The 16,219-nt window shown below is 37.5% G+C and carries 9 protein-coding genes; 2 read left to right on the forward strand and 7 right to left on the reverse strand.

The annotated features are described in order from the left end of the window. Nucleotides 1–41: 41 nt before the first annotated feature. The 7 genes from GQR38_RS02410 to bcsR all read right to left on the reverse strand — a co-directional run bounded on the left by GQR38_RS02410 (nucleotide 42) and on the right by bcsR (nucleotide 12,556). Nucleotides 42–1,535 (reverse strand): peptide MFS transporter, encoded by a 1,494-nt coding sequence (locus GQR38_RS02410; protein ID WP_007581335.1) that lies wholly within the window; start codon nucleotides 1,533–1,535, stop codon nucleotides 42–44. A gap of 246 nt (nucleotides 1,536–1,781) precedes the next feature. Continuing rightward, nucleotides 1,782–5,600 (reverse strand): cellulose synthase subunit BcsC-related outer membrane protein, encoded by a 3,819-nt coding sequence (locus tag GQR38_RS02415; RefSeq protein WP_165721316.1) that lies wholly within the window; start codon nucleotides 5,598–5,600, stop codon nucleotides 1,782–1,784. Continuing rightward, entirely contained in the window at nucleotides 5,591–6,721 is a 1,131-nt protein-coding gene (bcsZ, locus tag GQR38_RS02420; RefSeq protein ID WP_165721317.1) for a cellulose synthase complex periplasmic endoglucanase BcsZ, read from the reverse strand. Before bcsZ ends, GQR38_RS02415 begins: the two co-directional genes overlap by 10 nt. Continuing rightward, complete coding sequence (bcsB, locus tag GQR38_RS02425; RefSeq protein WP_165721318.1) at nucleotides 6,721–8,967, reverse strand: cellulose biosynthesis cyclic di-GMP-binding regulatory protein BcsB; 2,247 nt, start codon at nucleotides 8,965–8,967, stop codon at nucleotides 6,721–6,723. The genes bcsZ and bcsB overlap by 1 nt, the downstream gene beginning before the upstream one ends. Further along, the gene (gene bcsA, locus GQR38_RS02430) at nucleotides 8,960–11,629 is read right to left on the reverse strand and encodes a UDP-forming cellulose synthase catalytic subunit (RefSeq protein WP_007581342.1); all 2,670 of its coding nucleotides are present in this window, start codon (nucleotides 11,627–11,629) and stop codon (nucleotides 8,960–8,962) included. The genes bcsB and bcsA overlap by 8 nt, the downstream gene beginning before the upstream one ends. Before the next feature lies 1 nt (nucleotide 11,630). Continuing rightward, the gene (bcsQ, locus tag GQR38_RS02435; protein WP_165721319.1) at nucleotides 11,631–12,347 is read right to left on the reverse strand and encodes a cellulose biosynthesis protein BcsQ; all 717 of its coding nucleotides are present in this window, start codon (nucleotides 12,345–12,347) and stop codon (nucleotides 11,631–11,633) included. A gap of 20 nt (nucleotides 12,348–12,367) precedes the next feature. Then, nucleotides 12,368–12,556 (reverse strand): BcsR/BcsP family cellulose biosynthesis protein, encoded by a 189-nt coding sequence (bcsR, locus tag GQR38_RS02440; protein ID WP_007581346.1) that lies wholly within the window; start codon nucleotides 12,554–12,556, stop codon nucleotides 12,368–12,370. Between the two features lie 114 nt (nucleotides 12,557–12,670). On the opposite strand from bcsR, the gene bcsE reads away from it, so the two are divergent. Further along, the gene (gene bcsE, locus GQR38_RS02445; protein WP_165721320.1) at nucleotides 12,671–14,293 is read left to right on the forward strand and encodes a cellulose biosynthesis protein BcsE; all 1,623 of its coding nucleotides are present in this window, start codon (nucleotides 12,671–12,673) and stop codon (nucleotides 14,291–14,293) included. A 169-nt stretch (nucleotides 14,294–14,462) separates the two neighbouring features. Further along, on the forward strand, nucleotides 14,463–16,043 hold the full coding sequence (bcsG, locus tag GQR38_RS02450) for a cellulose biosynthesis protein BcsG (RefSeq protein WP_024607285.1): 1,581 nt from the start codon (nucleotides 14,463–14,465) through the stop codon (nucleotides 16,041–16,043). Nucleotides 16,044–16,219: the final 176 nt, after the last annotated feature.

The following is a 16,219-nucleotide window of genomic DNA, read 5'->3' on the forward strand; positions in this document are numbered from 1 at the left end:
GGAATGTTTAGGTTATGTTGTTATATTAAAATAAACAACAATTAAGAGACTTTCTCTTCTAACCCTTGTTTTTCCCATACTTTAGCTTTAAAGGTCATTAGTACTAAGACAGCACCAACACCAATGCTAAATAATGCAATTTGTAAGTATAAGTTAGGAATTTCAGAAACATTATTCGGATCGAAATTACCAGCAAGTAAACCCGCAATAATATTACCAATCGAGTAAGTTAATACAAATACACCCATCATTTGACCTGTGTAACGTCTAGGCGATAACTTACTTACAGCACTTAACGCTACAGGGCTTAAACAAAGCTCACCCACTGTATGTAAAAAGTACGTAGTAACAAGCCAGTAAGGCGCTACTTTTAAACCTTCAGCTGCGTAATGAGCCGCCATAAACATAACTAAAAAGCCAGATGCCATGATAATTAAGCCAATTGCACATTTAACGCTGTAGCTAGGTGACACTAAGCTTTTAGATAAGTTAATCCAAAGTGCTGCAAAAAATGGCGATAAAGCAATAATAAACAGTGAGTTTAATGATTGAAACCACGTTGTAGGGATTTCAAACGTACCAATAAATCGGTCGGTGTAATCACGGGCAAATAGGTTTAATGAAGAACCGGCTTGTTCAAAGCCAGACCAAAAACATGCAGAAGCAATACAGACTAAAAATAGTGCCCACATTCTTTGTTTTTCGGCATCGGTTAATTTACCTGTAAAGTAAATAACACCAAAATAAACAAAAAAGATAATAGTAAATACAATCGCTGTGTAACCTGCAACCACTGTTGGATTGATTACAATTGCGCCGGTCATTGCAGCCGTAGTAACTGCAGCAGCTGCAATTACAAATGCAGCAATACCAATCCATGCACGTGAAGTACCTTTAGGACCAAGTGGATTAGCAGGTAAAGCGCTGTGCTCTGGTAAGTTATTAAGTGTGAGTTTGTACTGAACTAAACCAATGGCCATACCGACAGCTGCCGCACCAAATGCCCAGTGCCAGCCTACGTTCTCCATAAAGTAACCACATACGTAGTAACCGATTAAAGAACCCATGTTAATACCCATGTAATAAAGAGCGTAACCGCCATCACGACGCTCATCTGTATCACTGTATAGTTGGCCTACCATTGCACTGATATTTGGTTTTAGCAAACCAGTGCCTGTTGCTACAAATATTAAGCCAATGAAGAAAGAATAATCATGTGGAATAGCCAAAATAATATGGCCAATCATAATAATTATGCCGCCATACCATACTGCTTTTTGACCGCCAAACAATCTATCAGCTAGCCAACCACCAGGTAAGCCTAAAAAGTATACTGCGCCCGTATACAAACCATAAATTGCAGCAGCTGAGGCAACAGTAAAGGCAAGGCCTTCTTCTTGTAAGCTTGCTGTCATGAATAATACGAGCATAGCTCGCATACCGTAATAACTCATTCGTTCCCACATTTCAGTGAAGAACAATGTCGAAAGTCCTTTAGGGTGGCCACACCAACCACTATCTGGAGCTGAACTCATATTTACTTCCTAACTTTAAGAATTGTTGTAATGGCCTTATAATTTTTTGCTTTAGCTATTTTAGAATTTGTAACCACTAAAATGCTCGACCATCAGTATATTATTTGTAGCTAAGATAATGATTTGCTATATGGCAGTAACACCACAAGGTAAGAGACACACCCTTATCCTAGTTACAATTGCGCTCAAGTATACATATACCTTAGTGCTAGGGGAAGTGTTCGCGGTGTATCACCTTATGCCAAGTTAAAACTCAGCATAAGGAACAATAGGGGTGCCTGGAAACTCAAGTGTTCCGTACACAGGATTAAAGTAGTAACGTATATAAAGCTGACCAAAATTTGGTTCGTAAAAGTCAGAACGATCGATGGCTAAGTAACCACCAAAGAACCAATTCGGCGTTATTCTATACTCAAAACTACCTTCAAGATTATATGAAACACCAGAACTTGTTTCACCTTCAAATACAGGATCAACACCTGTTATTGACTCTCTATCATATGCAGCTATTTGCAAATCGCCATCATTAGGGAAGAAATCAATAGATTGAGTTTTTGTTTGCGAGTACGAAACACCGGTTTTTAATCGATAAACAAAATCATCTCCCCAACGCGCGTCATAAGTGAGTGGCACAGATAAACCTACATAGTTTTGTGGGCTGTAATAACCACCATGACCCCATGTTTCTTCACTTAAATTATACTTGTATGCCCAATGTAATAAGCTAGCGCCTGCGGTGAATTCACGCTCTTGATTGCTAATTACACGGTAATAAGTACCGCCCATCATACGATAGCGTTGGTTGTCTTTTACATTTTGGCCTTTATATAGGGTAAAGTCGGCGCTTGACCAAAAACCCCATTTTCCGCCTAAGTCGTGAGATACATTAGCCGTTAGGCCTGTAGAGCGTACACCACCCCAAACTTCACCTGTTTTTACATCTTTAAGACCTGCATAAGAAAGTACCGAGCTTGTAACCGGGCGTTTTTCAAGTTCTAGGCTGTATCCAAAATCACCAAAACTGTCTGCGTAATTTACACCCCATACAATATCTTCAATTAAAAAGCCAAGTGGGGTCGTACCTATATCTACACGCCAGTTTTCATTTTGCCAACCAATACCTACATCTACACCACTTTCCTCAGGTGTTACTTCATTGATTGAACAGGTAAAAATACACAGTGCACCTTGTCCATAGCGGCTGCCAGCAAATTGCTCATCAAAGCGCGTTGTTTGTGCGCTAATAGTAGTCGGGTCTACTTTAATAAACCCTTGGCCTTGCCAAAGCGGAAAGTAAGCTTCAATCGGGACTAAGCCCGCACCAAGTGTTGCTTCACTTTCGGTGCTTGTTTGTCCACTAAAGTTAACACCAATGGCAATGTATGCTTGGTTTTTGTTTTGCTCGTTTATTAGCTCACGTTTAGCACCGTTTACATACCATTGATCGTTTTCATCTATTTTTAAAAGCGCTCCGTAAAGCTCTTTTTCATTTAATGTACGATTAGGAAATAGGGTTTGCGCGTACCAAGATTGTGCTTGTTCGGTTTCGTTGAATTTGCTGGCTACTTGAGCGCCTAAATAACGTAGTTCTTGATCGTTGGGTGACTTTTCAACAAGTTGCTTAGCTAAGTAAAGTGCATCCCCTGAGTAATTAAACTCATTGAGAGATGACATGATTTGGCGTTGCAAATAACCTTCTTGCGATGTGGTTTGCGTAATCGCTTTTTGCGTAACTTCTTTTGCTTGAAAGTCGTCCCCAAGTTCTATGTATGCATTAGCAATAGCGAGTAGTGCTTGAGGTTCAATGGTTTGTTTATTTTGTACTTTTTGCTGGTACAAAATAACGGCCGCTTCGCGTTGTTCAAGTGCTAAATTTGCATTAATAAGGGCAGTAGTTGTTGCTGGAGTATTTTTATATTTTTGATCCAGCTGGTTAAGCTTAGCGATTAAATCACTACCATTGTAATACTGAGTAATATAGCTATTTTGTAGCTGTACATATTGAGTTGCTTCGTTTTCAGTTGCGCTCTCTGGTAATACGTACTTTTCAAACCATTGCTTCGTTTTATTTTCATCACCTTGCTCTAAAAGCCACTCACCATAAAGTGTATGCCAATAAGCAGAAAGAGAAGGCTCAGCTTCCAGTGCTTTGTTTATAAGTTTTATAGCGTGTTTTTTTTCATTAATTCGATACCAGCTTCGCGATAACTCTGCCTGCATAGCGGGTGTTAAATTTTGTGCCTCTAGGTTGCTTAAATGATAGATTGCAGTGGCTTTATCTTTAGCATCAAGGTGGCGCTCACTTTGTGTCAAAGACTCATTAAGTTGCAGCTGCTGTTCAAGCGCAATAATGTCTTTATCTCTGGATTTAAATGGAATGTACTGCAATGTTTTAATAGCACCTTGATAGTCATCAAGAGAGCGTAAAAAAAGCGCGTGGCTGTAACGAATCTGAGGGTTTAACGGAAATTGCCACAGCACATTATTAAATAAAGCGCGGGCTTCTTCTGTCAACCCCTTTTGTTGGTATATAAAGGCTAAATCGTAGTATAACCAAGGCTGTTCTGGCGCTATTTCAATAGCGTCTTTTAGTACTTTTTCGGCTTGCTCTAAATCTCCCGACTGTGCAAACGTATTTGCCTTTGCGCGGTACTGACTACTTAAAGATACAGAATAAGATTCTTTAATTAGTTTCTTTTGATTAAACGATAAGCTGTTGTAAAAAGAGGTTAGGGCTTTTTCATTCTGCTCTAATTCAGCTATTTCAAGTAGGCCTATTAAAGCGCTGCTATTAAGTGGATCACTTCTTAAAACAATTTGATATGTAAGTGCAGCCTGTGAATATTGCCCTTGAGCAAATTGTAATAAACCTTTGTTATAAATTACTGTATTAGTTTCTTGTTCTAAGGTGGCAGCTAAATCAAGCTTAAGCTTAGCCGTTTTAAATTCTTTATTATTAATGGCATTTTTAGCTTCGCGTATATAAAGCCAAAGCTTAGCTGTTTTTGCTAATTCTTGTAGTGTTTCACGTTCAGCGAACTCAGTTGTGTACTTTTGTGCACGAGTAAAATATTGATACGACTTTTGGTTTTCACCAAGGCGTAAATAGAGTGTGCCAAGGCTTCGCATTATAGCGCCGTCTTGCGGTCGGCCCCTTAAAGCTTTTAAAAGTAAAGGCTCTGCGGCAGCAAGTTTATTTTTCTCAAGTAATCTATCGCCCCTAACCCAAAGCTGATAGGCGGGGTCGGCAAGAAGTGTTTGACGTTTTTTATAATCTTTTAGAAAATCTTGGTATTGTAATTCACCTTTACTACTAAAAGGATAAAGAGTGAAATAGCGCTGATACTGCTTAACTGTATCATCCGTTAAGGGCATTTCTAGCAAAGCACTAAGCCAAATATATTCTACTTCATTAATAAAAGTAGGGCCTGCGCCATATTTACTTAAAATATCAATCGCTTTTTTATCTGTAAGATTACGCCTAAGTAGGTGACGGGCATAAGCAATTTCTATCTGCGCAATACTTGGGTAGCTTTGAGCTAATTTATTATAGCCTTTTTTAACACTTTCCCATTGGGAGCTATCTTGTCCATACCAGCTTAAATGCTCAAGCTCGTAATCTAATGTTGGGTAGACGTTTTTAAAAATATTATTATAGATTTCGCGAGCTTGTTCATAACGACCCGCGCGAGCCAATAATTTAGCTTGCTGAATTGAAGATTTGTCTTTTCCTTCAGTACGCGAAAGGACTTTTAGCTTTTCAACGCACGGAGCTTGTTTAGTAAGCCCATTATCTATTTTACTTAGTAATTGGTTGGCTTTCGCTGATTCGCCATTGGCAAAATCATAACGCGCTACCGCGCACTGTGTTTCTATGCGGGCAGGGGCAATAGCGACTAGCTTTCTCAAGCTATCTTCAACTAGTTTTTTATTTTGCTGTGCTTCACCAATACCTATTTGGCTTAATAACCAATCAACAGATTGCGTATCAATATCGTTGACTGTGTTAGCGCTTAATCCAGAGCTAAGCGCTAATGTGCAAGCGAGGGCAAACCTTAACGGCATTCAGTGCTCCATACTGGTTGTAGCGTCCCATCTGCTGTAATTGAAAAACGCTTATTTAAAGCACTTGTACCAAATAAGTTAAGTACGCTGTCGTAATAACGAGTCTGGGTAAATGATTTATCAATCATTAGTTTTTGCTGGATCGCCATTACTGTAGAATTATCGTTATTAGTCGCTAGTAAAGGTAATAAAGCTGAGTTAAAGCCCAGAGGGCCTCTTTTTTCAGATTTTCCAGATTTAGCAAAAGTATTTAAAGGCACGTAACCACGTTTATTAATTGTTTCTATAAAAGGGTTAAATTGCGCTAATAGCTCTTTTTTATAAGGTGCGTTGTCTGCCATCATACTTGCCCATAAATATACTCTAATAGCGTTGTAACTGCCCAAATCGCTCGTTTTTTTATCGTAATAAAAGCCGTTATTTGCATCAAACATTACCCAGTCAGGGCTAACACCTTGCTTTGCTGTATCTAAAATCAACTTTGCTGAGCCTTCGTGCAGTTGATGCCAAGGCGAGTGTGGATAAAGCTTTTTAAACTGCTGATAAATAAATAACGGTGAGTAGCTTGGGTTTAACTTAAAACGCTCATTATCAAATTCAAAACCAGTAGGGGCGGGTAGTAATGATAAACCTAAGCCCGAAATATAGGCGGTTTCTTCACGCATTATCCGCTTCGCAAGTACGGCTGCTAATATGCTGTAGCGGCGGTCATCCCAAAGAATAGCAGCTTGCGATAAACTGTATGCTATCCATAAGTCAGAATCAGACGCTGGATTTGAATCTAAAATTCCGCCAACATTTTGATTGTTAACACCCCATTGCCATGCCGGTAAACGAGTGCTTAAATCACCTTCTGATAAATGTTCTTGCGTCCAATCCAGGACTAGGTCAAACATTGCTTTGTCATTTGCTACGACAGCAAAAAATAAGGCATAAGATTGGCCTTCAGAGGTTGTGACTTTTTGCTCACTCCCCAAATCAATAACGCGACCATCTTGGCTTATAAAGTTACTTTTAAACGTTTGCCATGCATCCCATGGTTGGCATTGCTCTATTTGTGCATTGGCATTAAAGGTAAATAATGCAATCACGGTAAAAAATACATTAATGAGTGACTTCATTACTTATCTCCTTCAGCTAATCGCTTGTATGTTAATGCTTGTAGTAATCGCCATATAATAAATGAGATCAGCAGTAGTGTTAAAATAGACAATAGTGCCAGTACAAATGGGTGATCCGATAAATGGAACCAAATTAGGGTATGCACAGGAATGTGGCCAACAAAATATTGTTCATCAGTTTTAATTGTCTTAATGCCTTGAGAATTTATGACCGCAGCACTGCCTTTAATTTGCGCAAGAGCTTCTGAACTCATTAACGCATCATCTAGTAGAGTAAAGGCTTTTTGTGATGTTGCACTAAGCGATACAATTGAACGCTCTGAATCAAACGGTGATTGAAAGCCAGTAATAACGGCCATATCACCACTACTTTTTATACTTACTTGGACTTTATCTGTTGTCTGCTCATCGTAAGCACCATTGTATATAGCTTGTTTAATAGCGCGCTGATTGTTATCAAGCAGGATATTGGTTTGCGCATCTTCATCTAAGTTGTTAGCAATGCTATTAGGTTTGGCGATTACTAAGATGTCTTTATCATCTAAGTTGGCATCTTCATTTAAATGAGCAACACTTATTCTATGAGCTGGGTAGCCTGTAATAGCACCAAAGTGGCCTGTTAAATTAAACAATACAGATAGTGCTTTAGGTGATGGAACTTCATCTATCAATACTAAAGTTTGTTGTAAGTCTGCGTATTTTGTAAATGGGAATCCGCTATTTGCAAATACATTTAAATCAGGTAAAGCCATGTAATGATCAAACCCACTTACATCAATGTTAGAGTTTCCATCAATTACCCCGTACTCGCCACCAGGTGGAGCAACGGCACATTCGCCTTTTTTAAGTACTGCAAATCTAAAGTCAAAATTTAACTCATTTCGGCTGGCAAGATTAATACCGTCTAATGAAAAGTCTTCAGCGCTTTGCGTTGTGTCTGTATTAGCAATTAAAGGCAGCAACGTTTTAGCGGTAGTTAACGATGTGTCTTTTTTATCAAGTAAGAAACCACTTATAAATTCTTGGTTTATTAGCATGTTTAAACGTGAATTTAAGGTTTCGCTCTCTGGGGTATTACGGTATTGCAAAGTAATAGGAATACCTTTTTCACGCCAAGTAAATAAATCAGGTGCAAAACGAACATTTAATTTTATAGGGCCGTTGTTAAGACCCTCAGCTTGTAACTGAGTTGGGTAGTCAATAAGCTCGTCAAAGTGCACGGGACGATCGTTTCTTAGCCATCTCGGCGCATCATAAGCTTTACGCAGTGGGAGTTTGTTAATAGCTTCGATGCTTGCACTTCGGCCAGTCATAATTTTATGACCAAATACAAGACCAGTGACCGCTATTTTTAAGTCTTTTTCATCACGCCCCAAAATTAACAGCATTTTATTGTATCTGTGAATAGGGCTTGAAATTAGCTCGACGGTTGGCTTTTCAACATCTGGATAATCTTTTAAAAAATCAGGTTTTGAGTCATTAGTAATAAACACCACACTATGCTGCTCTGGTGCTTTATTTAAAACGACTGGAAAGTTAGCGCCACGCCAGTCAGCTTGTGCGCCAAACCAACTAGATAAAGTGGCTGCAGCTTCTATTGCTTGTGTATTAGGTGTACTTGCAAATACAAAAGGTAAGTTTAATTTGTTGTAATCTTTAGCATCAAAAAATGGTTCTGGTAAATATTCAAGGCGGCTATCAATTGCTAACTGTTTTTGATCAAGCGTGATGTGGCTTGATTTGTTTATTTCAGTCCAAATTGAGCGGCTAAAGTAATCTTGGCATCGTAAGTCGTAGTAACCAACTAGTTCAAAGCGAATTTGGTTGTAGTCTTGAATGTATTTAGCATTTAGGTCTAGGCTATGACTTACCGTATTTTTTACAATACTTAATTGCTCATTAATAGGTAAAACAGTAACTAAGTTATCGTTAAAATAAACTTTTAAATGCGATACATTAGCCAGCAATGAAGGTGAGTTGGTGTACGAAAAGTTAAGCTTTAGATTAGTGCTTAATTTATCAATTCTATTTGTGAAATCGACTCGAGAATTATTATTCACGCCGTCGAGTTTATAGTCGTTAAACCCTAACTTTTCAAAGCTAAGACGTAAACTAGAAACCTGAGCGCTCTCAGGGTAGCCATTTACAAACATAGTTTTGTCGTGCATAGGCTCGATAGCGAGCACTTGATATGCGCTACTAATAAGTAACAATGTTAGAAATGTATTAAGTAACTTTTTAATCATAATTATTATGCACTATCGGTTTTTTTGGAGTAAATGAATTTATGTAAATGACAGTATTAGTCATAAACTTAATTATAGGTTGTAACGCTCTTGGGGCATGAAATAATAAATTACTAAAGCCCCGTAAACTGGTTTTTTGCACTTCTTTGAAGCTATACGATGGACGGTCATGTCTAAAGTTATTTTGCCAATCTAGCCAAGCATCTGCTCTGGAGAAAGTACATTGTATAAAAGCTCTTTGCTTTTCGAGAGATAAATCTTTAAGTGTAAGGCCAATTTGTTTTTTACGGGTATTACATACATACGTTGTAAACGAAAATTGCTTGTTACCGCGACTCATTAATAATTCAATTTTATCGTTAACGCGGCATAAATGTGCGTGTTCAGTCTCTATACCTACACCGTTATCTGAATAATCCGTTATTTTTACTTTTAAAGTATGACCATTTGCTAAACGAACACCGGCAGGAAAGTTTGCCTTGATACGATGCGAGTGCCTCACTTGGCGAGCCTCAGCAGCAACCGCAACCGCAGCACCCAAAATAATAATATTATAAAAAGCCCAACCCATACTTATTATAAGTACGCCAATCTGGCTTGAATCACCTAAAAACAGACGTAATACACCCACTATTATTCCAAGTAAGTTAATAAGTAAGAGAATTAAATACGGTTTAGAAATCCCCCAGTCGTAATGCTCTTCATCATTTAAACCGCCTTTTTCGGTTACGTTAAATTTACCTTTATTAGGATTAAATAAAGCAACGGTAGTTGGTTTTAGTATGTACCAAGCAAGTACTGACTCATACACTTCACCCCAGAAAGAGTAACGGTATTTACCTTGAATACGTGAGTTAGTCGCTTTTATTTGAATTAGTGTCGGTACCACATAGATAAAAATAGCAATAAAAGGAGCATAAATTATGTAGGCATTAAAATATATTAGCGCCAAAGGAGCTGTTAAAAATACAATACGAGGAATACCCGATAGGAAATGCAGCATTGCGTTTATATAGCATAATCGTTGAGGAATGCTTAAACCTTTACCCATCAATGGATTATCAAGCCTAAATATTTGCGCCATACCACGCGCCCAGCGAATACGTTGGCCTATATGCGCTGACAAGCTGTCGGTTGCAAGGCCTGCGGCTTGTGGGATGTTTATATATGCAGTTTTATAACCTGCGCGCTGCATACGAAGGGCCGTGTGAGCATCCTCAGTTACTGTTTCAAATGCAAAACCACCAATATTATCAAGCGCTTCTCGTTTTAATACGGCGCAAGAACCACAAAAGAAGGTTGCATCCCACATGTCGTTACCGTCTTGAATTAGTCCATAAAACAACATGTTTTCGTTAGGGATTTGACTGTGGTTATTAAGATTTCGCTCAAATGGATCGGCAGAAAAAAAGTGATGCGGTGTTTGGACCAAACACACTTTACTGTCTTTTAAAAACTGTCCCATTGTCATTTGTAAGAACGAGCGAGCAGGAACGTGGTCACAATCAAAAATTGCGATATATTCGCCATCGGTATAACGCATAGCGCTATTCATATTACCGGCTTTAGCGTGATTGTTATCCGAACGCGCTAAGTAACCCACTCCAATCTCGGCTGCAAAATCCTTAAACTCTGAGCGCTTGCCATCATCTAATATATAAACATTTAGCTTGTCTGCAGGCCAATCGATACTTAAAGCAGCGAGAGTAGTGGGTCTTACAACGCTTAACGGCTCGTTATAAGTTGGAATATATACATCAACAGTTGGCCATAGGTCAGTGTCTTTAGGTAAAGGCACTGGTTTTCGCTCAAGCGGATTAACTGTTTGAAAAAAACCTAAAATCAGTACAAGCCATGCATATGTTTCAGCAAGTAGTAAGCCGCCACCTAGTGCAAGTGCAAGCGGATCATCCCAGTTTAAAGTCTCAGTGTAACGCCACCATAAGTAACGAGAAGACGTAGTTACTGACAAGGTGATCATGACAATGGTTGCCATTTGGCCTTTTACTCGTTTAAGTGCATACGCAACTAATAAAATAAAGCTTATAAATACGGCTTGAGCTTCCAAGCTAAAAGGAATTGTAATGAATATTGCTAATAAAAATAAAATAAACGCGAGGATGACGTATTTAACTAATTTATTTTGCCATACACGTGCATCAGCCATGGCTTTAAATGCACTTTTTTTAGGGCCTTTTTTGTTTTTTGATAGTAGGCGTTTTAATAATTTACCTAACTTTAAATCAAACCAACGTAATTGCCTTAAAAGGTAGCTAACGCCATCATAGAAATAATTAACTGCATCTTCTTTTACTGAGCTAGATTTAAGCTGGTTTTTAAAAAACACTAAAAAAACACTTTGAATAATAAAGCGTAATATATTTGAGTAAATATAGGTTCGGTAAGGCAACCTTAAATGAGGGTAGTAGTCATAAAGGGTAAACTCAAAGCTGATTTTATGCTGTTTAATGTTTATAAATAGCGAGCTTAAAAGCGTAATAAAAGGCATTAAGAAAGCTTCAATTACATTTACTTTATGTTGATTAAAGTAGCTATGAAACTTGAATAAAATGTACCGAACTAACTTATCAGTAAATAAAATGCTCAGCAGCAAGTATAAAGTGCTATGAATAGGGCGCTGATAAAATAGTGTAATGCTCATTTTATAAGGCCGCTTTACTAACTAGCCAACCAGCTAGTGTTTCAAAGTCATCGTTTGCGACACTATATGGCGCGCAATTAAGTGCTACATTTCTGTATGCGGTTGACTCTTTAATAACTTCGTCACTATTAATAAAAAAGGGAGCCATAAGGGGAAGTGTCGATTGCCATAGGGAAAATAAGTCAAATTCTAGCGTTGATGCAGAGTTATAGCGGTTAACTAAAAAGTAATGTTTCCAATTGGTATCTGAATTTTTAAGTCTTTGCAGGCGCCTATAAATTAAGCTGTGACAAATAGCGTCGCAATTAACAAGTTCAATTACAATATCGTCTTTCTCTAATGGGTAGTGAGAAAGGTTAATATGTGAAGGGCAGTCAAAAAGTATCCAGGCTTCGTTGTTATAATTTAGGTTTTTGCATTTATTGACCATTTTAGTGATGTTATCGGTGCTAGTGTCGTCGTTATCACCAAATGGTAAAAATATAATGCCATCGTTATCTTGGTGAAAATGCGTAAGTGCATCTTCAAAGCGCACTTCATTACTCCAGCCTTTGGTGTATTTCCACGGTAAACCAAAATGTAAACCTAAGTCACTTTTTGCATCTAAATCGATAGCAACAACGTCAACGTCAGACTTTTTTAGCACGCATGCAAGATTGGCAACTACAGAAGTACTGCCTAAACCGCCTTTGATACCTTTAATGAAAACTCTTTGCAACGGGGTTACCTATCCTTAGTTTAACTAGTGTATGTGTTTAGTTCGTTGTTTATCTCTTTAAGCAATGCATATTTATTAATTGTATTATTATTTTGCTGCTTGTTTACTATTTCTATGTAGTCATCACTCTTTCCACCAAAACGCAGTGTAAGGTTTTCTATATCACTCGATGTTAACGTTTGTGAGTTTTTAGATGTTAAGTTGTTCATCTTTACCTTTACAGTTACTTTAATTATTTTGATTAAAAGTGGACAATATTTGGCTATTATATATAGAATAACGGTTAAAACTAGTAAAAAAGTATTTTTTATAGGGCATTTTAAGTGCATAACTTTAACATAACGGGATTAGAGCCTGCTGCAAAAGAGTTAAAATCGGCTTCAAGTTATGCTGTTTTAGCCCCTTTAGACAATTTTGCAATCGAATTAGCGTTACATTCAATTAACCAAAGTTTGGCTAATGATATATATATAGTTTCTCAAGAGGCTGAATCATTTTTTGATTCTTCTTTTTCTGCATCGTTAAATTATGCTTATGAACATAATCGAGTATATCCTTTTTCGTTGGCCCCAGAAACACAACACTATTCAATTGAGCGAATCAATTCAGGTATTATAAAAGAGATAAGTGCTTATAAACGTCTAAACGAAGCGCTCATTTTTGTTCATTTTAATACAACACAGTTAAACAGTGCTGGCGAAAAAAGCTTAAAACTGATGATGAATGAGTACAACGACTTTGTTCGTCGTACCGGAGCTACATTACTATTTTTAATATCTGGGCCTGATATTGCTAACTACCGTTTTCTAGTTAGGCGATTAAATAATGTATTTGATGGGCTGGTTTTTGTTGATAATGATTCTGCAATGCGAGTTCTTGAATATGATTATTGGCGCCATAGCACGGGTGTTATTGCTGGTGAACATTACCCGTTATTATTAAGTAATAATCAGTTTGTTGTTCAAAAGGGAATAATAAGCGAGAGCAAAGCACCTAAAAGTTCAGACTTTTCCGATGAAGACGATGTTTGGCTTGTGCAAAGTGCGGTGCCCGAAGGTACTAAATTACCAATGCACTATAATAGTGTAAAAGATAATAATGACTTATTTAATAAAGGCCCAAAGGTAGAAGCAGCCACCTTAATTTTTGCAGTAACGCGCTACACTGATTTAGCGTTATTAGGTAAGCAGTGTTTTGAACTTAGAAAAAACTGTGGGCGCTGGTTAAAGCTTGTTATTCAGAATGTAGACGGTGTTATTCGCCATCAAGATGAATGTTTATTTTTAACATTGGGTGTAAACCTTATTCTATATAGTTTTTCAGAGCCTTCTCGGTTGCTCTCACAAATTCAATCTATTCAAGGTTTTCAGTTTTCTAGGCCTTTACCTCCCTCAGTTGAGGACGTATTGAAATACACCGAAAACACTTTTTCGAAAGGATATTTACCTTTCATTGAGTTTACAAAACAAGTAGAAATTCATAGTGACTCAGCCGTTAATTTAGGTGTGAGTGGTGTGCTAGTAAAGCTTGAATTACTGCCACGAATCGACCCAATACACCCTTTGCATTTATTTCATATTAAACGCGAAGGTGATGTATTTAGTATTGCAGATAATACAGTTTATTTATATTTGCATGCTTGTAGAGAGAATGACGTTGATAATGCGATTAAGCATTTGTTTAAATTAAAAACAAGCGATTTTTTTGTACAGCAAAATGTAATTTCTGATCACTTTTACATTCAACAAGAATGTAAACAATTAAGGCGTTTTTATAAAGGTAAGAGTGTTGTAGATTTCTCGCAAAAACTTGCCGAGAATGATAGCTATAAATTTGCACCTGATATAGCAAACAGCGTTACTGAAAATATTAACACACCTGAATTTTCTAGCAAAAGCCGCCCAGATGCTAAGCCTTTTATAATGAAATTAAGAGATAACTTATGAGTATGAATCAGCTTTTAATTACCGTGTTTCTTGCAATGGTGCTTGGCGCGGTGCTTTGTATGCTAGGCAAATACATTTTATCTCAAATAACAAAATATTATTATAAGCTTACTTTTAAACATGAAGTACTAGAGCCTTATACACCAAATACAGTAAAAAAGGATAAGAAGTGAAATTATCAGGTTTAGGGGTTTGGAACCTTTATTTTTTAGTTAAGTTTGCTCTGTTTTATTATGGTGCAATTGATTTTAACGTATTAACTAATGCGGCTTTTGCTGCGTTGCTTGCGATTAAATTTAAACAGCCATTAATAGAGAAGGCAAAACATATAGTAGGTGCTGTGTTTGCTGTGGTATTACTTTACCAAGACTCATGGTTGCCACCAATAAACAGGTTGACTAAACAAGCGGGTAACGTTCAAGATTTTAGTTTTGGTTACTTTATTGAGTTATTAACCCGTGTTATTAACATTGATATGTTATTGGCTTTGTTCGTAATTAGTGTATGTTTTTGGTATACATCGCAATGGATACGCTTTACAACAGTCACTATTGTTGGGCTGTTAGTTGTAGGATGGCAAGGGGGTAACTCTCAATCACAATTTGTTAATAATGTGGCTAACCCTGAGCCCGTTACACAGAGTCAAAGTAATCCTCAAACACAAGTGATCACTCAGGCAGCACAATCTCCTGATCAAAAATTAGCTGATTTTTATCAACAACAAAGCTTATTAATGAGTCACTTTCCGAACCAAGTAAATGGTGAACTGTTTGACGTAATTATTTTGAACATATGCTCAATGGCTGTTGCTGATTTAAATGCCATTGGTGTAAGTGTTACTGATATGTATAAAGACTTTGATGTGGTGTTTTCAGACTTTAACTCGGCTACATCATACAGTGGACCAGCTGCGGTAAGACTGTTGCGCGCTAGTTGTGGGCAAACTAGTCAAACAGCATTATTTAAAGAGGCACCTGAACAATGCCACTTGTTTAAAAACCTTGAGAAACTAGGTTATCAAAATAATGTTGTGATGAATCACGACGGACATTTTGATGAGTTTAAAGGTTTAATAAATAAGTACGGTGGCCTAGATAGCACGCCATTTAATATCGATTCAATGCCAGTGGCGCTTCGAGGTTTTGATAATAGCCCTATTTACTCAGATGAAGCTGTGCTGGATGGTTGGTTAGAGCAAGCTGATGATTGTAAGCCGTGTGCAATGTACTACAACACCACAAGTTTACATGACGGTAATCAGCTAGAGAATCAACCAAGGGTGAATAGTAAAGAGACATACCCAATCAGGCATAAAAACTTGTTTGCTGATATTAACCAATTTGTAAAAAAATTAGAAAAGCGTGGTCGCAACGTTATGTTAATGATAGTGCCTGAACACGGCGCTAATTTAAAAGGTGATAAAGTACAGTTTGCAGGATTACGTGAAATCCCTAGTCCAGCAATTGTGTCGGTACCTGTAGCAATTAAATTTATAGGTCCTGATGTACAAAACTACTCGCAAATTGTGGTTGATGATTCAACAAGTTACTTTGCGCTTTCAGAGCTGGTAAGTAAGGCACTGCAAACTGATGTGTTTGGTGGGAATAATAGTGTTGCTAATTTACTTGAAAACCTACCTAAAGCACCTAAAGTTGCTGAAAATGAAGGCACAATAATGATGTATGTTAACCAACGACCATTCATACAATTAGATGGTGGTGATTGGTCAGCTTACCCACAAGGTAAGTAGTCTCATAATAAGATTTAATAAACAGCACTGGTATAGTTAAATATAAATATCAGTGCTTTTTTCCCTCGTTTAATTACATCCCACCCTTTGGTTCTAAAAGCTATTTTGTCCAAAAATGTTTACAATAAACTACCTTCTCAAAGCGACTTAGCGTATTATTCGGCTAATATAGTTTT

The organism is Pseudoalteromonas sp. c7(2019), from assembly GCF_011378625.1.
GTDB lineage: Bacteria > Pseudomonadota > Gammaproteobacteria > Enterobacterales > Alteromonadaceae > Pseudoalteromonas > Pseudoalteromonas arctica.

Bases quoted from the DNA above. Each gene is read 5' to 3' on its own strand.
- bcsR (WP_007581346.1), bottom strand. From the start codon at position 12,556: ATGAACAACTTAACATCTAAAAACTCACAAACGTTAACATCGAGTGAT.
- bcsB (WP_165721318.1), bottom strand. From the start codon at position 8,967: ATGATTAAAAAGTTACTTAATACATTTCTAACATTGTTACTTATTAGT.
- bcsA (WP_007581342.1), bottom strand. From the start codon at position 11,629: ATGAGCATTACACTATTTTATCAGCGCCCTATTCATAGCACTTTATAC.
- GQR38_RS02415 (WP_165721316.1), bottom strand. From the start codon at position 5,600: ATGCCGTTAAGGTTTGCCCTCGCTTGCACATTAGCGCTTAGCTCTGGA.
- GQR38_RS02410 (WP_007581335.1), bottom strand. From the start codon at position 1,535: ATGAGTTCAGCTCCAGATAGTGGTTGGTGTGGCCACCCTAAAGGACTT.
- bcsZ (WP_165721317.1), bottom strand. From the start codon at position 6,721: ATGAAGTCACTCATTAATGTATTTTTTACCGTGATTGCATTATTTACC.